General features: G+C 38.8%; 27 protein-coding genes and 2 pseudogenes. All 29 read left to right on the plus strand.

Annotated elements, in window-relative coordinates:
- Window positions 1-2 precede the first annotated feature (2 nt).
- The 29 genes and pseudogenes from DXD92_RS04490 to DXD92_RS04645 all read left to right on the plus strand — a co-directional run bounded on the left by DXD92_RS04490 (window position 3) and on the right by DXD92_RS04645 (window position 20068).
- On the plus strand, window positions 3-395 hold the full coding sequence (locus tag DXD92_RS04490; protein ID WP_118640174.1) for a hypothetical protein: 393 nt from the start codon (window positions 3-5) through the stop codon (window positions 393-395).
- A gap of 296 nt (window positions 396-691) precedes the next feature.
- A complete protein-coding gene (locus DXD92_RS04500) occupies window positions 692-1303 on the plus strand; it encodes a hypothetical protein (protein ID WP_117802181.1) in 612 nt (203 codons plus the stop codon).
- A 42-nt stretch (window positions 1304-1345) separates the two neighbouring features.
- Complete coding sequence (locus DXD92_RS04505; protein ID WP_118640176.1) at window positions 1346-1597, plus strand: hypothetical protein; 252 nt, start codon at window positions 1346-1348, stop codon at window positions 1595-1597.
- 59 nt (window positions 1598-1656) lie between these two features.
- Window positions 1657-1845: a hypothetical protein gene (locus tag DXD92_RS04510; RefSeq protein WP_118640177.1), complete on the plus strand. Its 189-nt coding sequence runs from the start codon at window positions 1657-1659 to the stop codon at window positions 1843-1845.
- An 80-nt stretch (window positions 1846-1925) separates the two neighbouring features.
- Complete coding sequence (locus DXD92_RS04515; protein WP_118640178.1) at window positions 1926-2135, plus strand: hypothetical protein; 210 nt, start codon at window positions 1926-1928, stop codon at window positions 2133-2135.
- Between the two features lie 150 nt (window positions 2136-2285).
- The gene (locus tag DXD92_RS04520) at window positions 2286-2633 is read left to right on the plus strand and encodes a hypothetical protein (RefSeq protein ID WP_118640179.1); all 348 of its coding nucleotides are present in this window, start codon (window positions 2286-2288) and stop codon (window positions 2631-2633) included.
- A gap of 166 nt (window positions 2634-2799) precedes the next feature.
- Window positions 2800-3474: a hypothetical protein gene (locus DXD92_RS04525; protein ID WP_117802175.1), complete on the plus strand. Its 675-nt coding sequence runs from the start codon at window positions 2800-2802 to the stop codon at window positions 3472-3474.
- A gap of 4 nt (window positions 3475-3478) precedes the next feature.
- Window positions 3479-3715, plus strand: a complete 237-nt coding sequence (locus DXD92_RS04530; protein ID WP_118640180.1) for a hypothetical protein — start codon at window positions 3479-3481, stop codon at window positions 3713-3715.
- 232 nt (window positions 3716-3947) lie between these two features.
- A complete protein-coding gene (locus tag DXD92_RS04535; RefSeq protein ID WP_118640181.1) occupies window positions 3948-4742 on the plus strand; it encodes a hypothetical protein in 795 nt (264 codons plus the stop codon).
- A 3-nt stretch (window positions 4743-4745) separates the two neighbouring features.
- A complete protein-coding gene (locus DXD92_RS04540; protein ID WP_118640182.1) occupies window positions 4746-4955 on the plus strand; it encodes a hypothetical protein in 210 nt (69 codons plus the stop codon).
- A 199-nt stretch (window positions 4956-5154) separates the two neighbouring features.
- Window positions 5155-5571 carry a hypothetical protein gene (locus DXD92_RS04545; protein WP_118640183.1) on the plus strand — a complete coding sequence of 139 codons (417 nt, stop codon included), beginning with the start codon at window positions 5155-5157 and terminating at the stop codon, window positions 5569-5571.
- A gap of 29 nt (window positions 5572-5600) precedes the next feature.
- A complete protein-coding gene (locus DXD92_RS04550; RefSeq protein ID WP_117802170.1) occupies window positions 5601-5780 on the plus strand; it encodes a hypothetical protein in 180 nt (59 codons plus the stop codon).
- Between the two features lie 158 nt (window positions 5781-5938).
- Window positions 5939-6217, plus strand: coding sequence for a DUF5983 family protein (locus DXD92_RS04555; RefSeq protein WP_117802168.1), 279 nt, complete (start codon window positions 5939-5941; stop codon window positions 6215-6217).
- Window positions 6218-6308: 91 nt separating this feature from the next.
- Complete coding sequence (locus DXD92_RS04560; RefSeq protein WP_118640184.1) at window positions 6309-6785, plus strand: JAB domain-containing protein; 477 nt, start codon at window positions 6309-6311, stop codon at window positions 6783-6785.
- Between the two features lie 26 nt (window positions 6786-6811).
- Window positions 6812-6988, plus strand: a complete 177-nt coding sequence (locus tag DXD92_RS18490) for a hypothetical protein (protein WP_158568356.1) — start codon at window positions 6812-6814, stop codon at window positions 6986-6988.
- A 205-nt stretch (window positions 6989-7193) separates the two neighbouring features.
- Window positions 7194-7580 (plus strand): hypothetical protein, encoded by a 387-nt coding sequence (locus tag DXD92_RS04565; RefSeq protein ID WP_118640185.1) that lies wholly within the window; start codon window positions 7194-7196, stop codon window positions 7578-7580.
- Window positions 7561-7767: pseudogene (locus DXD92_RS19470) on the plus strand (IS110 family transposase); the annotation flags it as partial. The gene DXD92_RS04565 and the pseudogene DXD92_RS19470, both read left to right, overlap by 20 nt.
- A 476-nt stretch (window positions 7768-8243) precedes the next feature.
- Window positions 8244-8855: pseudogene (locus tag DXD92_RS04575) on the plus strand (transposase); the annotation flags it as partial.
- A 601-nt stretch (window positions 8856-9456) separates the two neighbouring features.
- Window positions 9457-9645 carry a hypothetical protein gene (locus tag DXD92_RS04580; protein WP_118640186.1) on the plus strand — a complete coding sequence of 63 codons (189 nt, stop codon included), beginning with the start codon at window positions 9457-9459 and terminating at the stop codon, window positions 9643-9645.
- Complete coding sequence (locus DXD92_RS04585) at window positions 9642-10118, plus strand: hypothetical protein (RefSeq protein WP_118640187.1); 477 nt, start codon at window positions 9642-9644, stop codon at window positions 10116-10118. The genes DXD92_RS04580 and DXD92_RS04585 overlap by 4 nt, the downstream gene beginning before the upstream one ends.
- A 176-nt stretch (window positions 10119-10294) precedes the next feature.
- Entirely contained in the window at window positions 10295-10588 is a 294-nt protein-coding gene (locus DXD92_RS04590) for a hypothetical protein (RefSeq protein ID WP_117802165.1), read from the plus strand.
- Window positions 10585-10773, plus strand: coding sequence for a hypothetical protein (locus DXD92_RS04595; protein WP_118640188.1), 189 nt, complete (start codon window positions 10585-10587; stop codon window positions 10771-10773). The genes DXD92_RS04590 and DXD92_RS04595 overlap by 4 nt, the downstream gene beginning before the upstream one ends.
- A gap of 15 nt (window positions 10774-10788) precedes the next feature.
- Window positions 10789-11022, plus strand: a complete 234-nt coding sequence (locus DXD92_RS04600; RefSeq protein WP_147399291.1) for a hypothetical protein — start codon at window positions 10789-10791, stop codon at window positions 11020-11022.
- A gap of 294 nt (window positions 11023-11316) precedes the next feature.
- Window positions 11317-11904, plus strand: coding sequence for an ABC transporter ATP-binding protein (locus tag DXD92_RS04605; protein ID WP_279220641.1), 588 nt, complete (start codon window positions 11317-11319; stop codon window positions 11902-11904).
- A 177-nt stretch (window positions 11905-12081) separates the two neighbouring features.
- Window positions 12082-14025, plus strand: a complete 1944-nt coding sequence (recG, locus tag DXD92_RS04610) for an ATP-dependent DNA helicase RecG (RefSeq protein WP_158568354.1) — start codon at window positions 12082-12084, stop codon at window positions 14023-14025.
- A gap of 4 nt (window positions 14026-14029) precedes the next feature.
- Window positions 14030-14839: a DNA adenine methylase gene (locus DXD92_RS04615; protein WP_118640190.1), complete on the plus strand. Its 810-nt coding sequence runs from the start codon at window positions 14030-14032 to the stop codon at window positions 14837-14839.
- Between the two features lie 384 nt (window positions 14840-15223).
- Window positions 15224-17614 carry a preprotein translocase subunit SecA gene (gene secA / locus DXD92_RS04620; RefSeq protein ID WP_243104836.1) on the plus strand — a complete coding sequence of 797 codons (2391 nt, stop codon included), beginning with the start codon at window positions 15224-15226 and terminating at the stop codon, window positions 17612-17614.
- A gap of 1519 nt (window positions 17615-19133) precedes the next feature.
- On the plus strand, window positions 19134-19754 hold the full coding sequence (locus DXD92_RS04640; protein WP_118640192.1) for a hypothetical protein: 621 nt from the start codon (window positions 19134-19136) through the stop codon (window positions 19752-19754).
- A 14-nt stretch (window positions 19755-19768) separates the two neighbouring features.
- Window positions 19769-20068: a hypothetical protein gene (locus tag DXD92_RS04645; RefSeq protein ID WP_118640193.1), complete on the plus strand. Its 300-nt coding sequence runs from the start codon at window positions 19769-19771 to the stop codon at window positions 20066-20068.
- Window positions 20069-20124 lie beyond the last annotated feature (56 nt).

The raw sequence follows: 20124 nt of genomic DNA on the forward strand, positions 1-20124 counted from the left end.
CTATGGCAAAGCCAGAATACGCTATTCGTGAAGTGAGTTTAGCAGAAGTGATACTTTTTCTTCTAAGTGCAATCATCCTTGCGGCTTATCACTTTGGCTACAGAGTGGCTACATACATAATCTTTCTGGATTTTTTTCAGTCGTTCAAGATTATCGTGGCATTACGCCAGCTTATGGAAACGAAAAGGCATCAGAAAATGTTTGGCAGCTTACCGGATGCCTATTATTATGATTCGCTCTTAATGCGAAAATATAACTGGATCTGGACCAATATTCTCATATCTCTTTTAGCGATTGCCGCTGCACCGTGTTTATTTTCTGCAGGTTTTCAGACAATGGTAAAAAGATTTTTGAGACTGCTGTTTTTCTTTCTGGAAAGACTGGATAGAATTTGATTTATGAAAATGGGGAAAATGAGCCTGCTCCAAGCAGGCTCTATCCTGATTGGAGGACAAAATGTCAGATTTAACGCATTTATTTACTATTGGGCAGCCTGTTCGATGCCGGCTGGATGAAAAGTTTTACAAAGGAACAGTTAAAGGAACAGTTAAGGAGACATATCCGGATCATATTATCGTGGATATTCCCGAGATTTCGAAACATTGCTGGTTCGAAAATGACTTCAATATGGACTGCGTGTATCCGGAATATAATTTTCAAGAATAACAAATATGATGAAAGGAAGTACCATATGGACTTAGAAAGAGTATTATACAAAAAAATGACCAAAGATGAGCTGATTGATAAGCTCATCGCTTATAAAAATATCGAATGCCATGATCGGGCAATTGCACATGAATTTCTTTGCATGCAAAAAGAAGATCCGTCACGAATGAATTTCGTTACGCATCGACTCACGGATATTGCTGATCCGAAGAGGGTAGCAGAAGAAATCCGCCGCGTAAAAGCTGAAAGAACGGCCTCTGCGCAACAGCCTATAAAGGACGAGCTTACCGACACGATCCCTGTTTATGTTACTCTCTATAAAAATATTCGGTTCAAAAAGCGTTTTGATGTTACCCTGGATCAGTTAGAGAGACTTAAAGAAGAGGATTCGGCAGAGAGCAAAGAGGTCCCTATTACACTCCTGGATGAAACACTGAATCTTATGGATGCGACGTTAGATGCACTTAACGCCACCAACGAAGCTGATCTGGGTTATGAACTCGAATATTCTTTTTCGTATGGTGATCCAGAACAGCCCTTAGATGGTTCTGAAACTGAGGAAGAGGTTCCGGTTGCAGAAGCTGATGATTCAGATGTAAACAGTGAGATGGAGTCCGTGCTGTTTGATTGGCATTAATCACCCTATGTTGGCATTGAAAAGAAAGGAAAATAGATTGATATGGAAAATGATATTAAAACGATCCCGATTCGCATTACTGTAGAAAAAACCATACGGTTTCAAAGATGTCTCGATGTTACTCCGGAACAACTGGAAAAAATTAGGGCTGGAGAAAGTCCATTAGTAAATTCACTGCTGGAGCATTTTGATCTGGAAGTGAAAGAATCTCTAGCGAAAGAATCTCTGGATCAGGAATTGGATTATTCTGTGGTAAACAGAGATACAGAACAGGTTTTGGTTGATTGGGAGTAATTATTTTCATGCGGCCCAAAATTTAGTAATGCAAAATATTAAAAGAAAGAGGTATAAAGATGTCTAATTCTAACAGAATCACAAGAGAATCCATGGATTCCATTATTGAGGAAATTATGGGAATTTCCGATTGCGATTGGCTTTCAGAAGATTCAAAGCCAAGAGAAATTGAAAGAATTTTAGTCGATGCCGGAATTGTTGAAGTAATTGAGGCGCCTGTTGAAGGTTCTGGAAAGTCCGCTGACTGAAATTTGAAAAGTACATATAATAATTTTTTACAAAAGGAGTTTTACCCAGAGAAACTTTGGGTAAAAAAGGAAAATAGATCATGACATGGCCAGAATTAATTAAGCAAAAAATCGAATCTTTAGAAAAGCATCGTGCGGCAGAGGTAAGAAGGCTTGATAAAATCCGCGGTGATGATTCTGTTAATAAATTTGCTCAAAAAGTTGAATTACAGGCAAATATTAAGTCGCTGAATGAGTCGATCAATGTTCTGTATTCTCTTCTGGGCAATGCAGAGGATGTAACGAAGTAATATAGCGGGGATACTCGTAGTGCTTTAACGGCATTTTGAGAGCACTTATCCGGCGCTTTAACGGCACTTTATGCTTATTATCAAGCAAAAGACGATATGAAAACCATAATGCCGCAGAAATTCGATTTAAAAATACAATAGGAGGATTTAATGCGAGAAATTGATATTATCAAAGAAGATATTCGGTGCTGTGATGATTTTGATGTGTATCCAAATGATTCCATCAACATCACATATGAACTGTGGTTTGATGTGGACAAATATTTCGGAACACATACTCATGAAACATCTAGTTGGATCAATTTCTACACATTCTTTCATAAGGATGGAAGAATCACAGCAGTGTACGAAATAGACTGCGATGATCATACGGAATCTTTTGATTGGGAATTGACAGCGGAAGAGGAATTCTTTTTCCGCAACATGATGAACAGATATTGTAACAAATTATATGGTTGCTCCGTACCGGCGTTATGGAGCGAGCGTGAAACAACATAAGTATTACCATGGATAAGGGACCAATTTGGTCCCTTATTTTATTTTCTGCAATATTCCATATTCTATCTCTATCAGAACCATTATTCAAGAAAGGAGTGTAACAATACCACGTTCTGAAAAACCATATGTCACTATTGGAAAATATTCATTTTAAAAGGAGACGGATATGAAAACATTATATTTTGAGGCTGCTGGCTGTTATATTCTGCACAACGATGTTGAGAGCGGAAGAATCAGAACTGCCTTTACGAACAGAGACGGAAAAAAGGTGTACATTGAATTGATATGTGGCTGCAAAAGTTTAGCAATAAAAAAAGAGGATAAATCTGGAAAAGATATGCGGGAAAAATGGATTATAAAATCCGAATATGGATATATGTTTTGTGATTCCTGCCATTATATCACAGATGATCCCAAAATCAATGATTGTATGGAATCCCGTCTGCCGTGTGAGCGGAATTTGTATATTGAAAAGGTGAAATATACCAAGGAAAATATTCTGAACTTTGTAAATACCTATTGCAATGCTGATTTTGAAGAGGTTGTCGTGTTACATAATCTTGCCGGATATCGTGTATTCTCTGACTGTCAGAAAAAAGGCACTTCTGCAGCATATCGTTATGGGGATGAATTCCCGTATGATGCCGAATTGACCCTGAAACGCAGAAAAAAAGTAGAAGAGATGAAGAAAGAGTTTTGCGAATTGTTTCACCAGCAACGCGATAATACCAGCTACTGGGTTGATGATCTCGGACAGTTAAATGTCAAAATCAACACCTATCAGACAGCATTGGATGCGGCAAACTGGACCAAGGGCAGACATTTCATTGTGGAGGTATAAAAAAATGAAAAAACGTAAAATAACCTATTGCTATTTGATGGAACGTAAATCTGACGGAAAGAAGTTTGTTACTTTTGGAAATTTCAGGGAAGCATGGAGTAAGCCTGCCAGCCTGTACGGTTTTGTAACGAAAATGTATCCCTATCCACAAGAAACACCGTTCGGTTTGTGCGCACACATCTCAAACGGTTTACGTTGTGATCGGGAGCTTTTCAAAGTAATTCAGCAGGCCGCTCTTTGATCAAACAGATTGGAAAGGATTAAAATCATGATGACGAAAGAAGAATTTAGCCGAACAAACTGGAAAATGTCATATGAGCAATACCAAAAATGCTATTGCCCGGAATGCAGTAAAAAAGGTTGCCAGCACAGAAATGCTTACAGAAGAGTTCCATCGATTGATGGCGGCCTCACTCTCTGCCCTAAGCTGAGATCTGACAAATAATAAGATTTTCGAAAGAAATGAGGTAAATATGGGAATTAAATATCATCAGTATGGATGCGGCAATGATTATGGGGATGATCATTACCTTACAGATAATTGGAATCCAGATTATGACTATGGATCACAATACGTTGAAGTTTACTTCAATATCAATACTCCGTCATATATGCATGACAAAGATCCTTCCGCCTTTGGATTTGCATCGGATGAAGCGCGAGATGAGTGGTATGCTGCAGCAAGCAAAGTGATCGCATCCTTTGACATTCTGGAGGACAGCGGGTATAATGTTGAAAACAGCGCTGAAAAACGTGCTTACTTATATCCCCATCCACAGCAAATTAGTGGAGTCATTCTTAAAAATGATGTCAGAAAAGTGGCAGAAGCGATTGAATGTATGTCACTGTCTTCCATTCGCTGGGTGGATTTGCATGATACCGTATATGTGCTTTCTGACGAAGCATATGAGAAGTATCTTATGTTTAAGGATGAAGCCCTCAAAAAAGATCTGTTTGACGTTTGCCAAACTCCGAGAATCACACGATTCTATGATGCAATCGAAATCAGCAGAGCGCTTGCGATGAAGCATCGCTTGAAAAGACTGGGAATAAATGATGGAAGAAATTACGGATCTGGTCAAACAATAGACCATATCATGCGATTAATGCAGAAGATGTCTGAAGATGGGCTGCTCGTTATGACTTCTCCTAGTGGTGAAGAAACGTACGTCCGCAGCCTGAATAAAACAGAGCTTAAAAAGTGGATTCGTTCCCATATGATGCTGATCGAACAATACCGCTTTTTGTGGAGCAACCGGAAAGGATAACATATGAAAGATTGTGAAATTGCAAATATTCTGTATAATTTGAGTACAGATTTGGACGCTGATGACTATGCTGACATCTATGATATAGAGGTTCAAGAGATTGAAAAAAGTATCTATAAGCTGAAAGAAAGCCATGATATTCTGTATCCTGTCTTAGTTTCGATCGCAGAAACGCATAAGGATATGTTCGATTTTTGTAAAGACCAAAATTAATCAAACACATATTATTTGATAAACCGCGCCGAATATTGGCGCGGTTTTCTTTATCCCAACGATTTAAAGATTACAAAACAGAAATATTATTTTAGCTCTCTTTGCTAATTCTATACACATCAGGACAATCTATAAGAAAGGAGAAGAAAAATACACGTTCTGAAATACATTATGTCAAAGAAAGGATATTAAAAGTAGCATGAATTTCACATCGACATCCGAAATCAAAGCACGGGTATATGAGCTGTATCTTACTGAAGATCAGGAAATTAACTCCAATTTTTTTGATTTTCATGTAAGAAATTTAAGATCTACATTGCTTAAAACATATGCGGAAATTCAAAAAGCAATCAATGGAGATGCCGTGGTACTCTTGAAAAACAGCATAGAAACCAGGCATGGTTCAGAGATTCAGGTAAATGGAATTCTGAGTTCATGGAAAGAAATTGGGGAAATTTACGCTGAAAATCGTAATGGACTTTATGACGGAAATTATAAGGAATTTCTGGAAGAATACAATGGTAAGGAAAATCTTACGGGATTATATCGGCTAATGGACCCAGTGTACACAGATTCTAAGTCCATTACTGGTGTTAAGCTGGATTTTATTTGGTAATACAGGATCATTGACCTGGAGGAAATTTTATGGCAAAAGTAATTAATATTAAATGGGAAACTGATGGATATGAAATCGATCTGCCAAACGAAGTCACTATTCCGGATTGCTTCATGGATTCGGATGCAGGTCCGGATGTAGATGCTATATCAGATTGGCTTTCTGATATGAGCGGCTGGCTTCATGACGGATTTGAGATTGTCGAATAAGGAAAATGGAGGAAACACAATATGGGAGCGTTTTCATGGCTGCGAGCCGAACGAACGACACAACGAAAAAATATTGCCGTTGGTGATATTTACCTTAATTACAAATTTTCGGCAGCCATTCAAGTAACTCAAAATTTTCAGCAGAAGAGGACAATTATATGATCAAAAAATATTTGGAGTTATGCACAAGCCATCTTACGGAAGAAACTGTGAATAGTTTAAATACAGTCCAGCCTCCGTATAGTTATCAATACCCCTATGGCGTTTTTATTATCGTTCCAGATAGAAGCAGCGAAGAGGAGTTCGCGGATTTTTTCCAAGCCCTCCCAAATGATCTGCAAATTGTGCTGAAGTACGCGTACGAACATGATATCGAGTTGATCCTTTTGGATTCCGATGCGTGTGAAACAAGTGAGCTTCCTACATATGAGTGGTAATAGCAGACGCTGTGCGTAATCAAGCAAAATCAATTTATAAATTCTCGTGCTGGCAACAGCACGAGAAAATCAGATATTGGAGAAATAGCGGATGAAACGAATACAAGAATATCAGATGCTGCTTAATGCATCAAAAATTCCATACTTAGAAAAGAAAAAATCGTATTTATGTGAAAGCAATTGTAATTCGCCGGAAAACGTCGCAGAAATCATGGAGAAATGTTTTCAAATGAGCAATTTGCCAGAAGAACATGTATATGCTATTGCTCTAAACACGAGAAGTAGTATTATTGGTGTTTTTGAGATTAGCAGAGGTACTGTTGCTGCAAGCTTGCTTTCAGCCAGAGAAATTTTGATTCGAATGCTTATCGTTGGAGCAACCCATTTTCTTATTTGCCACAATCATCCAAGCGGACACTTGCAACCATCAAAATATGATGTCGATAGTACGAAGAATATCGTAAACGCTGGAAGGACAATAGGGATTCCGTTAGTGGACCATCTTATTATTGGCGATGGACGATATGTGAGCCTGCTGGAAGAGTATGGAAAGGAACTATTTGGATAAAAATTTTCAAAAGGAGCGATATAATTATGTGGACCATAATGTGGACTGAAAATTCCCAGGACAGGTGGGATAGACTTGAGACAAAAGAAGAAGTAATGCAGCTATTGGACAGCTTAGATAAGAATTCGGGTGTATCTAAAGGCGATGTATGGATTTTTCCACCGCAAGCAGATGACCTCGCGCTTACAGGTAATGATTTTTAAACACTGAAAGGAAGGAATTTTTATGTTTGAAGTAATATACGATAGGATAAAACATGGAACGATTTCCGTGTTTCCAATGATACGTGGATAGATCTCGGAAAGCGTATATATTGATAAGCTCCAAGAGACATTTCCTAGTCTAAGTGACAGTGATTGCTCAGAAATCCTTCAGCAGCATGCGTGTAAAATCGAAGAAATCATTTTTGTGTATTGGGATTTTGAAACTGCTGTAAAAGCGCTTGCTGAGGTGGGCGGATATGTAGATGACAATAACAAAAAGTATTTTGATTTCCGTGCGTTCGGAAAAGATCTTAGGACCAGCAGAAATTGTATTGAATTAACATCAGGGAGGATTCTTTTTGTTAAGCTGAGGAATGAATGGATTTTCGAAGGGGCATACATCAACAAGGAGGCTCTTTTAAATTTGATCAGAGCGATTCCAACTAATCCAAACACAATTTCACTGCGAGTAGACATCATTTGCAAAATTGAAGGTGCCTTTTCCGTAAATTTATCCGAAGAAGATATCACCAAGGCTTTGAAGAAAGAAGCCCAGAAGCATAACGTCGAAGTTCAATATATATTTTCCTGAATATAAGACGGTATACGGAAAGCCGGATGCCAAGAGCGGAATGCTAATTCTTAAAGCAGCACCACTCCCTGAAGATATCCTGACGTTAGGTATCGATGGAGTGAACCAAATCTGGCGTGATGCGAAGTTAAGAGCAGTTGGAAAGGCGAGGGCGAAGATCCTGATAGAAAATAGTATTGGAAATCGTAATATGAATGATTTAGAGCAAGGAAAATATGATGGATATAGAGATATATTTGATTTGTTAGATGAGGTGAAACAAATGAAATTTAAGAAAGGTGATAAAGTATTTCACAAAAATTTAAAATTGTTTGGAATATTTGTAGATTATGCATGGGAAAACCCAAATGAGGAGGCAGATGTTGATTTTGAAATGGAAGATGGTTATATTGAACAGCGACATGTTTCAATAAATCAATTACAGAAGTATCCAAGTAACGAAGAGATTGGAAAGAGATTGGAAGGTATAACAGTGGACGAATTAAGAATTAAAATTGAGCAGCTTATTGAGGATTTAGAAAATGAAACGGTAAATCGCAATATGAATGATATGGAAGAAGGTAGATATAAAACTTTGTGTGAGGTATTGGATTTAATTGACGAGCAGAAGAAATGACGATTTCATGTTATATATTGAATTGCTTTGTGTTTCTTGATATTGGAGTTGGAAAAGCGAGGGCGAAGACCCTGATAGAAGCTGCAGAGCACAGCGTTGGAAGCAAAGAAGGTGCGGTGTCTGCAAGAATGGAAATCCGAATGCTTCTGGAGGACTATGAATCCAGAAATACGCGTCTACAGGAAGTTATGGTTCTAATTGAAGAACTGGTAAGAAAGATTCCGATGGCTGAAAAGCTGTTAGAGATCAAAGGTGTGGGAATCAGGACAGTGTCAGGGTTCCTTGCAGAAGTAGGTGATATCAGCCGCTTCAACAATCCGAAGGAACTGCAGAAGCTTGCAGGATTGGCATTGGTTGAAAATAGTTCGGGAAAGCACAAGGGCGAGACAACAATAAGCAGACGAGGTCGAAAGAGACTCAGATATCTGCTCTTTGAGGTTGCAATGTCACTTGTGTTGAAGAACCAGGAGTTCAGGGAACTCCATAATTATTACACAACCAGAAGGCTGAATCCGTTGAAGAAAATGCAGTCACTTATGGCGATTGCAGCCAAGTTGATACGTGTCTTTTATGCCATGCTGACAAAAGGTGTGGATTATGATCCGAAAAAGATGGTCAGTGACATCAAGAGACCGGCCGTTTATCTACAGGCTGCGTAAGAAAGACAAGTAACTGTAATGGAGGCTGTCAAGTGGATAGCCACTGAATTAAGCAGAATGTAACAGATAACGTACACTGATCACAGTGCTGGAACAGGAAGCGAGTCAGTAATCAATAATACAAAGAATGAGCCAGTAGTCGGCAGGAATATTTTCCATGGGGCGAGACCCCGTATAGGAGCATAGCTGACACCCTGGTTATGGACAGGCAGGACGAAGGAAGTTAGGACCTCTGGAGACAGAGATGATCCTGGTGGATATAGGAGGTTAGCTGCCATAGAGGGAAGGGTATACACAAGGCCAGTAAAGCGAAAATCAATGACGTTTTATTTCGTATACCATTCAACCGCTATTTCAGTACCTGATACATCGAAATGCTCATAGCTGTGGCTTATTCACTGAGATATGAAAGGTTGAAAAACCTTGAATTTTCAATAAAAAACACTTGATTATATGAGGAGATGATTATCCTATTTTTGTAAAATTGGAGGACAATAGCTGCCCTTTATTTTGCCTGGGTGATAATGATTACCAAAAATTCAAAAAAAATCTTCAAAGAAGGATATCCTGTAAGGTACAATATAAGAAAAGAGGAAAACGCATGGCGATGATCGACGAAATCAAAAAGGAAATTTTTTGTTCTATGAAATTCAGCGATACGACTATCGCAGGAATTAAAGAAACAGAAGAGTACAAAATCAAGCAGGCTTATAATAAAGGCCTGCGTGATGCATTGAATATCTTTAATAAGCATATTGCTTCGGAAAAATATGAGGAGGCAACGAAATGAAAATACCATTACCCTGCAAATTTGGTGAGTTATCTGATTGCGACGGAAAATTGTTACCTCTTTGTGGCGTTCATTGGTTTGACTGGATGTCCGGAAGACAATATACATATTTTTTTGAAACAGGGGATCAATGGCATCCCTACACTTTTTATGAAACCCGTCAGGAACAGCAGCCTTTTTCTATGGAAATACCAGATGATCTTCTTTCTGATGGTCTTATTAAAGAAAAGGGATATCCGCTACGTGGAGCAGGAAAAGTTCTTGGTGTTGACTATCGTGATGGAAAGCTGTATGTGACATTTATTATCACGAGTAATTATTATGAACATATACGGGTAGAATGCGATTCAAACGGGTACTACATTCCCGGCGGCAATATTATTTTTCCGCCCAGTTGGGATACTGAGGAGCGAAGAGAGCATGCTGTATTAAAATCCAGAAGATTTTATACGAATCGTCCGTCTGAGCAATAGTATCTAACGATTTTAACGTGTATACAGATAAGGGGCCTTATATGGTCCCTTATTTTGTTTGGGGGAATATTTTCTTATACTAACAATATCAGATCAAATAATCAGGAAGGGAGGAGCAAAAAAGGATCTGAAATTCATTTTGTCTTTCAAAAAAATTATAAAAGGAGCCAGAATATATGGAAACGTCCAATTATACAACTTATGACAAACCCTATCCTACAATCGGAGACTTAATTAAGGGCAAAGATTATGATTGTATTTCGTATAGGATTGCCTATCCCGGATGCGATGAGGAACATGGTACTTTTGCCGGCTATTTTTCAGCTAAAAACGGGGAAATCATTCCTTTGGATGGGGATATTTACGAACTTAATGAAGAAGTAATTGAGTCTGAAGAATGGACTATGCCGGAAGAAGAAATTCAAAACGGACTAACTATTGTGGTGATTGGAGGATTAATTAGAAAATGACCTATAAAGAAGCAAGCCGAGATGTTGTCATTCCTGGTGGACATGTTTACGATATTGGATTTTACGATGGAGACGAACGACAGTTCGTTGCGTTTGGTTCTCGGGATCTTGAACAATTATGGAATGATTTCTGTGACAAAAATAATCTTGAAAGGGATTGCATTGACTATATCGAACTGGTATAAAAACAGAAGAATGAAATGGAGGATATAATGTATACCTATCAGTTTAATTACAGCAGTAGCGTTGATGGATTTGGTACTATTCAGTTTTGCAGCTACACAAAAAAAGAAGCCACAGATTTGTTTGAATCGTGGCAGGCAGAAAACGGATACAATATTCCTGAATATACCGTACAGACCGTGTATAACAGGGCTGATGCGGAAGAATATGGGGCGGAATACTTCGTAAAACAACGTAATTATCCAGAATAATGAAATAAGGGGTTGCAACATCGGCAAATATTTGCTCTGTTACAGCCCCTTATTTCCACGTTTTTCTCGGTTCAAGTGAAGATACTTGGAGTCTTCTAGTGAACTCTAATAACTTCAGTTTTATTATAGGATATTTTCTCTTAGACTACAAGTGTGAAATAAGGATTTTAGAAATTTTTAGAAATATTTGAAGAAAGAACGGGACGAGAATCGATTAATTGCGCAGATACGCCAACAATAATTTTTCAAAATGTCAAATTCCAATATAGTAAGGAAAGAGAATTATTAAAAAATATTTCTTTTCAAATGAGTCCTGGCGAAAAAATTGGAATTATAGGCGAAAATGGAAGTGGCAAATCCACAATCATCGAACTGTTACTCAGATTCTATGAACCTAATGACGGGGCCATTTTATGCAATGATAAAAACATTCATGATTTGAACCTCTCTGAATATCGTGACCTTTTTTCTGTAGTTTCTCGAAAACCTTTCTTATTTATTGGAACGATTATAGAAAATATTGATTTAACCGGAAATGCAGAACAAAATAAATTAAAAGATACCTTGGTTCAAAGTAAAGTGGCCGAATATTTAGAGCATTTTTCTGAAAAAGAACATACCAAAGTAGGAAACGATGGAGCAACACTTTCTGGTGGAGAAAAGCAAAAGATAGCTATTGCACGAGCATTATTAAAGAATGCTCCTATTGTAATTCTGGATGAAGCAACAACTGGTTTTGACACTGAATCACGTACATACTTGCATGAGATGATAACAAGCCAGATGAAAGAAAAAACCGTATTATTAATCACTCATCATTATGAAGAACTGGATGGATTCGATAAAATTTATCGTTTGGAAAATGGATATTTGTTTATATAAAATAATCATATAAATAAACTAAAAAAGCCAAAAAGAATGTCTTCAATACAGTTTGTAGGATATTCTTTTTTTGTGTGTTTTTTTCCTACGTGAATCTGTTTCTCACTATTTTTCTTAATACTATCTATATAGCCTTCTATAAAATAGGCTAAATTTCCGGGAAAGGAGCAGAAGTTGGTGAATTTATCCGGTGTTGGTGAAAAAACAGAACGAAAATTAAAAAAGATAGGAATTTTAAAAGCAGAAGATTTTTTACAATATTATCCGAACCATTATGAATACTTTCCTTATCTTACCTATATTAAGGATCTTGCCCATTTGGAAGAAGGTACCGTTGTGAGCATTTGGGTACAGCTAAAGGTCAATGTGATGCGTTCCGGCAAAGTTACCCGTATCTGGGGGGAAGATTCCAGCGGAGACATCAATATCTCTTGGTTTCATCCGCCTTATACCGTTCGTCAGTTAAAAAGAGGGAGTAAGGCTGTATTACGCGGTCCAATTTCTTTTTTTCGTGATAAACCCTGTATGTTCCAGCCTTCTTTATATTCACCGGAAGAATATAAGGAATTATTAGGAAAAATGCTTCCTGTATATCCGTCTACATCTGGTATTTCGCAGAGATTACTTCGAAGCTGCGTCCGGGAAGCCCTTGAAATGGAGATTTCAGAGACATTGCCTGAAACAGTGCTTCAAAAATACAACTTATATTCCAGAGCAGATGCTTTAAGAGAAATCCATTTTCCAAAAAACGAATTTACGCAAAAGCAAGCTGTATACCGTTTGAAATTTGAAGAATTTTATCAGTTCAAGAAAGAGTTGGCGGAAAACTATGCTGCAGAAGAGCCAAACGCATGTCCGATGAAAAAATCAAGCCTGCTTAATAACGTTGTCATAAAGGGACTGCCCTACACATTGACGAATGCGCAGCAACAGGCATGGAAAAAGCTGGAAACAGAGCTGTGCGGAAAATATCGGGTAAACCAGCTGATTCAGGGAGATGTTGGCGCTGGTAAGACCATTGTTGGCTTTTTAGCTATGTTATTAGCAGTTGATAATGGCTATCAGGCTGTTTTAATGGCTCCAACAGAGGTTTTGGCAGAACAGCATTATGAAGATATGATGGGTTTCCTGAAAAATTATAATCTGCCTTATGCATGTGTCTTAGTTACAGGAACAACGAAACAGAAAAAAGCGATTTATCGAAGAATTGCGGATGGCACAGCTAATCTGATTATCGGAACCCATGCTGTAATTTCAGAGTCAGTCGCATATCAAAAGCTGGGAATTGTTATTATTGATGAACAGCACCGATTTGGTGTTTCACAGAGGACATCTTTACAGAATAAGGGGAAGAGGCCGCACGTTGTTACAATGAGTGCAACTCCAATTCCCCGTTCTCTTGGACTTATTTTATACGGAGATATGGATATTTCTATCATTAACGAGCGACCGGCTAATCGACTGCCTTTAAAAAATTGTGTAATCTCACGGAGTGATCGTTCCAAGGCATGGCGGATGATTTACCGCCAGATCCAGCAAGGAAGGCAGGCATATATTATATGTCCAATGGTAGAGCAGAACCCGCTGTTTCCAGTTGCTGATGTCCAGAGTTACGCCGAATTTCTTCGGAAGGAATATCCTCCAGATATTCAGATCGGCATCTTACACGGAAAGCTTTCTGCTAAGGAAAAAGCTTCCATTATGGAAAAATTCCAGAAGAATGAAATCCAGTTGTTGATAGCAACTACCGTTGTTGAGGTAGGCGTTAATGTTCCAAACGCTTCCGTGATCATGATTGAAGATGCAGATCGTTTCGGTATGGCACAGCTCCATCAGCTTCGCGGTCGGGTAGGCCGCGGAAAATGGCAAAGCTATTGCATTTTTGTGAATGGAAACAATGATCCTTGCGAACGCCTTGACATCATGAAAAGCACAAATGACGGGTTTGTTATTGCAGAAAAAGACATGGAACTGCGAGGGGTCGGGCTGCTTCTTGGCGAACGTCAGTCAGGAAAAACAAGTTTTGTCTTGGTGGATGTATATCATGATACGGAAATTCTGCGTTTGGCTGCAGAAGCAGTAGAAGAGAGTAACAAAAAAAGCAGCAGGAGGTCAAAATAAAACGATGAAATCTATTCTTCAGTATCCGGGAAGTAAATGGCGGATTGCAAAACAGATTGTTTCTCTTTTACCGCCGCACCATACATATTTGGAGCCTTATTTCGGAAGTGGAGCTGTTTTGTTTAATAAAAGCAGATCCGACATAGAAACTATCAACGATCTGGATGAAAATGTGGTAAATTTCTTTCAATGGTTAAAAAATGACCCAGAAAAGCTTGCTCATGAGCTGTGGTATATTCCTTATTCACATTCTGTTTATAACAATGCAGTACAAAATAAGGCTCAAAATTCTTTGGAACAGGCTGTGAATTATTGTATTATGCTTAATATGGGGCATGGATTCCGCACAGGCGGCCCCGTATCCGGCTGGAAGTCTGATATACATGGACGCGAAAGAGCCTATGCAGCCAAGAATTGGGCATCGTTGCCGTCCAGACTTGAAGAGGCGGCAGCCCGTTTACGCGGCGTACAAATCGAATGTATGCCGGCACTGGAGCTGATTCAAAAATACAGATATAAAGATGTCCTTCTTTATCTGGACCCGCCTTATGTTCTTTCCTCCCGTGCTGGTGGTCTGCAATATGCCAAAGAAATGTCAGATGCAGACCATGAGAAGTTGTTGGAAGTTATATTAGATCATCCGGGACCTGTAGTTCTTTCCGGGTATGATTCGGATTTATACCGCAATATGCTAAAAGATTGGCATCGTATCGAGTTGGAAGGCAGAACACAGAGTCATGCACGGCGGACAGAGGTCATATGGACAAACTATATTCCGCCGCAAGCAGAACAGTTGACGTTTGAGTTAGACTGAAAAGATATGAAGGTTCCTGACGTTTGGCAAAACACTCAATAACACGGACATATTTTTACATTGACTTTTTCCTTTGCAACGAATATCATAATAATAACTCCTCTAACACGTTTAGAAGGAGAATCCGGTTTTCGCATTGCGATTATCGGTTTTTTATGCTTTCTTCATGTTTCGACCACATATTGGACACAACTATTATGTATAGTTATAGTTGTCCACAAGAAAAACAAACATTTTCTTTTTCATACCTTCCGGAGAGATTCCCTTATCTCTCCGGCTCCTTTTTTGTCTAAAAATTCTTGTACGTCAAAATCCATTCAATAAAATCTTTACAATACTTCAAGTAGAAGCTAAAATAAAAAACATTGAATGGAGAATATATATATGAAATTTTTTAAAACCCACAGCGATCATGAATTAAAAAGAATTAAAAAGACCGTAAAGCAGATTCTGGAGCTGCAGCCAGAATACGCACAGTTGTCGGATGAACAGTTAAAATCTAAAACAGAAGAATTTAAACAACGTCTGAAAGAAGAATCTCTGAATGATCTTCTGCCTGAAGCCTACGCAGCTATCCGGGAAGCGGATAAGCGGGTTCTGGGGATGGAACCATTTCCTGTTCAGATCATGGGCGGAATTATTATGTCCCAAGGACGAGTAGCCGAAATGTGTACTGGCGAAGGTAAGACACTTGTATGCACTCTTCCTGCTTATTTGAACGCATTAACCGGAAAAGGTGTGCATGTCGTGACGGTCAATGATTATCTGGCAAAACGAGATTCCGATCAGATGGGACAGGTGTATGAATGGATGGGACTGTCCTGTGGCTGTATTACGCAGGATATGGAAGCTCCTGATCGAAAGGTTCAGTATGCCAAAGATATTACCTATATCACAAATAATGAGCTGGGCTTTGACTATTTACGGGATAATATGGCTGTACGCAAATCTCAGATGGTTCAGCGCGGACTGCATTTTTGTATTATTGATGAGGTGGATTCGGTTCTGATTGATGAGGCACGTACTCCGCTGATCATTTCCGGTACAAAATTCTGCTCCAAAGGCAAATATCTTGCATTTGATCGTTTTGCAAAGATGCTTGAGCGTGGCGAGACAACGGAATTAAATAAAATTGATTATATTTCCGGAGAAATGGGAACAGATTCCGGAGATTATGTAGCAGATGAGAAAGATAACAATTTGTTCCTGACAGAAGCCGGAGTTGCCAAAATTGAAGAAATGTTCCATATTGGGAATCTTTCGGACCCAGAAAATCTCAGCATCCAGCACGGAATGGTGAATGCGCTGCGTGCCAATGCATTAATGCATAAAGACAAAGATTACGTAGTGCGTGATGATGAAGTCTTATTGGTTGATACCTTCACCGGACGTATTATGCCCGGCCGCCGCTTTTCAGACGGTCTGCATCAGGCGTTGGAAGCCAAGGAAGGGGTATCCATCCGACCGGAAAATAAGACGCTGGCAACGATCAGTTTCCAGAACTTTTTCAATAAATATGAGAGAAAATGCGGAATGACAGGAACCGGACAGACAGAAGAGCAGGAATTCCGTGATATTTATGGAATGGATGTTATCCATATTCCTACCAACCGCCCAATCATCCGAAAAGATCTTAATGATTCTGTATACAAAACCAAGGCGGAAAAATATGCTGCTATCGTAAAAAGAGTACGAAAAATCCACAAAAAAGGCCAGCCGATCTTAGTTGGAACCGAAACAATTGAAGTTTCCGAGATTTTGTCTGAGATGCTCCTGAAAAAAGGCATTGCTCATAATGTGCTGAATGCGAAAAATCCAGAAATGGAAGCTGCAATCGTGGCAAAAGCGGGACAATTTGGGGCAGTAACGATTGCTACCAATATGGCTGGCCGCGGTACTGACATAAAGCTGGACAGCAGATCCAAAGAAGCCGGCGGCCTGTATGTGATTGGCACAGAACGCTCTGAGAGCCGAAGAGTAGATAATCAGCTAAGAGGCCGTTCTGGACGACAGGGAGATCCGGGTGTTTCAAAATTTTTTATTTCTCTGGAAGATGACCTGCTGCGTTTATTTGGTTCCGAAAAATATATTTCCATCTTTGAGAACCTTGGAATTAAGGATGGCATGCCGATCGAACACCGTATGCTGTCCCGTTCCGTCGAAAAAGCGCAGAAAAAGGTAGAGGAGAACCATTTTGCTTCTCGAAAAAGTCTTCTTGAGTACGATCAGGTCAACAATGATCAGCGGGAGATTATATACAGAGAACGCCTGAAAGTCTTAAATGGCGAGGATATCCATTCCGATATTTTGTATATGATCGATTCCATTATTGATCGAAAAGTAATCGAATCCTATGAAGGAAATGAAATCTCGGCAAAATTGCTCAATGACAACTTATTACCAATCATTCCGCTGCCGACAATCGGCGATGCTGATACCAAGGAAGATGATTTTGTTAAAAGTCTGCATACGAGTGCCAAAGTATTATATCAGAAAAAAGAAGCTTTGATGGAGCAGGCATACCCGAATGAGCATATGATGAGGGAAATCGAACGAACGATGTTGCTCAAAACGGTTGATAAATACTGGCAGCAGCAGATCGATGATATGGATCAGCTCCGGCAAGGTATTCATATGGTTAGTTATGGGCAGAAAGATCCCAAATTAGAGTATCGTTTACAGGGATTTTCCATGTTTAATGCCATGAATGATAACATTCAGGAGGATACCGTTCAGCTTTTATACCAGGTTGCGCCTGTCATCCATGATAATTGATATACCCAAAGAGGTCCGAAAGGATCTCTTTTTTTTGCCCAATTTTATTTTTTTTTACAATACTATATATGAGAAAAAAATATCCAAAGCTGGGAGGCAACCTATGAAGAGAATCGTGTTAGCAATTACCCTATATATTTCTTGTATGGTGGTAGACTATCTTGTCCATTATCTGAACAACAGAAAAAAGTCATCAAGCCCAACAACCACTCAAAACTCTGAAAGCTATGTTGTAAGTTGTCCGGCATCTGTTAAATATGTATATATGACCATATTCGCTTTGGAAATCATACTGTTTGGTGTGTTCCTTTTTTTAAAGTAACTTCAAATTCCAATATCACAGCAGGACATTTTCGATTTGCGCTTATTTTTGCCGGGATCGGATTGTTTGTTGTAATCTGGACCTCCAGTTGGAAATTGGAGGTAAACAAGACTGAATTAAAAATTCATAAATTATTTCATAGAACCCAATCGGTATCTGTTTTTGATATAAAGAATGTAAGAATAGGGGAAAAGCAGGACGTTACCTTATATGACATGGATGACAAGAAAGTCCTTACCGTTGATGCATTATCTGATAACTATAATCGTTTTTTAAAAACCCTGGAATTTTATGGTAAGTATCCGGCTGCATGTAAATAGTGAACAAGGAGGTACATCATTTTGAGTCAATTTCGAAACTTCTAAAATAGATATTTATCAGGAATTTGGGAAATTATGGAACTTTTTATCAAAGCTGTTTGAAACATTTTTTCATGATTTTTCAACATGTGTTATCAAAATTATAGATTACATATATCCCCGATGGAACGCCTTTATATGGAATAGAACAGGAGAAGCTTGGCCTAAAGATTTATTTTCATTCTTTGTCGGCTGTGCTTTTTGCCTTGGCCTGATATTGCTCCTGCATTTTCTTCACTCAAAACATAAGGCACGGCATAAATTCGATAAAGCGTCTCAAAAGCCTAAGATTACATTCAAAATTCCGTTCTTGCCAATAAGTTCGATTATGACCGTGAAGAAATTCGAACGGCGGCGGGTTCACTGCACAGACTTTTCGGGTGTATATGTTTTACATAATTGCAAAAACAAGAAAAACTATGTAGGACAGAGCCAGCGGGTGATGAAACGGGTAAATGATCATTTAACCGGACATGGCTGCCGAGATGTATATAGAGATTATAAGAATGGAGATAAATTCTACATTCATACGATTCCATTTAAAGGGAGTGGGTATCGTTCCCTGAATGCTCTCGAGCGCGATAATATAGCCAAATATTCTGGATATACACGCGGTTACAACAAAACTAAAGGAAATATTGGATAGCAGAGGCAGGAGAATATTCTTTTGCTTCTGCTCTTTCTGTGTCCGCCGCACACATGTTCTGATTTTCTGCTTTTTCTGATCCGATTGTTTTCCTGCCCATTCACAATACTTATCATATCAGGCAAATTCATACGAAAGGAGAACTAAATAAGGAAATGTCTGAAAAACAATATGTCAATGGAGGTATTATTTATGGCCAGGAAAAAAGAATTTAAAGATGTTCGGCAGTTATTGGCCGAAAATCTCGAAAAAGCTTATGAACGCTGGGATTTGCTGTATAAGAATGGCGGCAGTGATCCCTTCTGGTGTGACGGGACTAACCTGAACTTGGTACGAAATCATATTTTGTACTATAGAGAACAGTGTGAAGAAGTTTTAGAGCCAAAAGACTATCCGGAAGCGTATCATAAAGAGCTTCCGCCAGTGGTCCCAGATGATTACATGGCAAAAAAAGGTGAAATTATGCAAGATGCCCAGAATCTTTACCTTACCCTTACAGATGCTGCTGGGAATGAGAACGATCCCGATGTAAAAAGCGCACTTGAAAAGGAACTCTGTGCTTTAAAAGTTTCTTTTAACTCGGGATCAAGAGAACTGGTTGCATTGCGTAATATTCTGCGCAGAAATGAGTATTTCCCAATTCTAAAACAGCATCCTGTTACGGATAAGATAGAGAAGACCATTACCGTTACAGGTCGCTGCTCCAGCCGTGAAAAGGCGGTCATAACAGCACCGAATGAGACGCAGAAACCTTTTTTTGAAAGCAAGGAAACACTTCCCGTGGGACAACTTTCTATTTTTGATTATATGTAAGGAGATTTTTTAAAATGGATTATCAAAAGAACACAGAACACATTGGCAGCAGTGATATCGGCATCTTAATTCTTTCCGGTTTTGAACGTGGAAAAGGATTTCAGTTAAAAAAACTTTTTTTCGGGGAAGATGGAACTTATTCAGCTTATATTGTCAATGGACAAACACACATTCCAGATCACTATGAACTCATCTGCGAATTCAACACATGGATGCGCATCTATGATGATGATCATTTTGTTCGAAAATTCTCTGCAGATGCAATTCGGGTATATCGTTCCGGGGATCGTGGATGCATTATTCAGCTGATTTAATTAAAGAAAGACTAACTATTAAAAGTCAAGTCTAAAATGAAGATTTTGTGAATGAA

The sequence above is a fragment of the Blautia sp. TM10-2 genome, from assembly GCF_003480845.1.
Lineage (GTDB): Bacteria > Bacillota > Clostridia > Lachnospirales > Lachnospiraceae > Fusicatenibacter > Fusicatenibacter saccharivorans.

Coding starts and splice junctions, on each gene's coding strand:
- DXD92_RS04490 (WP_118640174.1), top strand. CDS start 3: ATGGCAAAGCCAGAATACGCTATTCGTGAAGTGAGTTTAGCAGAAGTG.
- DXD92_RS04500 (WP_117802181.1), top strand. CDS start 692: ATGGACTTAGAAAGAGTATTATACAAAAAAATGACCAAAGATGAGCTG.
- DXD92_RS04505 (WP_118640176.1), top strand. CDS start 1,346: ATGGAAAATGATATTAAAACGATCCCGATTCGCATTACTGTAGAAAAA.
- DXD92_RS04510 (WP_118640177.1), top strand. CDS start 1,657: ATGTCTAATTCTAACAGAATCACAAGAGAATCCATGGATTCCATTATT.
- DXD92_RS04515 (WP_118640178.1), top strand. CDS start 1,926: ATGACATGGCCAGAATTAATTAAGCAAAAAATCGAATCTTTAGAAAAG.
- DXD92_RS04520 (WP_118640179.1), top strand. CDS start 2,286: ATGCGAGAAATTGATATTATCAAAGAAGATATTCGGTGCTGTGATGAT.
- DXD92_RS04525 (WP_117802175.1), top strand. CDS start 2,800: ATGAAAACATTATATTTTGAGGCTGCTGGCTGTTATATTCTGCACAAC.
- DXD92_RS04530 (WP_118640180.1), top strand. CDS start 3,479: ATGAAAAAACGTAAAATAACCTATTGCTATTTGATGGAACGTAAATCT.
- DXD92_RS04535 (WP_118640181.1), top strand. CDS start 3,948: ATGGGAATTAAATATCATCAGTATGGATGCGGCAATGATTATGGGGAT.
- DXD92_RS04540 (WP_118640182.1), top strand. CDS start 4,746: ATGAAAGATTGTGAAATTGCAAATATTCTGTATAATTTGAGTACAGAT.
- DXD92_RS04545 (WP_118640183.1), top strand. CDS start 5,155: ATGAATTTCACATCGACATCCGAAATCAAAGCACGGGTATATGAGCTG.
- DXD92_RS04550 (WP_117802170.1), top strand. CDS start 5,601: ATGGCAAAAGTAATTAATATTAAATGGGAAACTGATGGATATGAAATC.
- DXD92_RS04555 (WP_117802168.1), top strand. CDS start 5,939: ATGATCAAAAAATATTTGGAGTTATGCACAAGCCATCTTACGGAAGAA.
- DXD92_RS04560 (WP_118640184.1), top strand. CDS start 6,309: ATGAAACGAATACAAGAATATCAGATGCTGCTTAATGCATCAAAAATT.
- DXD92_RS18490 (WP_158568356.1), top strand. CDS start 6,812: ATGTGGACCATAATGTGGACTGAAAATTCCCAGGACAGGTGGGATAGA.
- DXD92_RS04580 (WP_118640186.1), top strand. CDS start 9,457: ATGGCGATGATCGACGAAATCAAAAAGGAAATTTTTTGTTCTATGAAA.
- DXD92_RS04585 (WP_118640187.1), top strand. CDS start 9,642: ATGAAAATACCATTACCCTGCAAATTTGGTGAGTTATCTGATTGCGAC.
- DXD92_RS04590 (WP_117802165.1), top strand. CDS start 10,295: ATGGAAACGTCCAATTATACAACTTATGACAAACCCTATCCTACAATC.
- DXD92_RS04595 (WP_118640188.1), top strand. CDS start 10,585: ATGACCTATAAAGAAGCAAGCCGAGATGTTGTCATTCCTGGTGGACAT.
- DXD92_RS04600 (WP_147399291.1), top strand. CDS start 10,789: ATGGAGGATATAATGTATACCTATCAGTTTAATTACAGCAGTAGCGTT.
- DXD92_RS04615 (WP_118640190.1), top strand. CDS start 14,030: ATGAAATCTATTCTTCAGTATCCGGGAAGTAAATGGCGGATTGCAAAA.
- secA (WP_243104836.1), top strand. CDS start 15,224: ATGAAATTTTTTAAAACCCACAGCGATCATGAATTAAAAAGAATTAAA.
- DXD92_RS04640 (WP_118640192.1), top strand. CDS start 19,134: ATGGCCAGGAAAAAAGAATTTAAAGATGTTCGGCAGTTATTGGCCGAA.
- DXD92_RS04645 (WP_118640193.1), top strand. CDS start 19,769: ATGGATTATCAAAAGAACACAGAACACATTGGCAGCAGTGATATCGGC.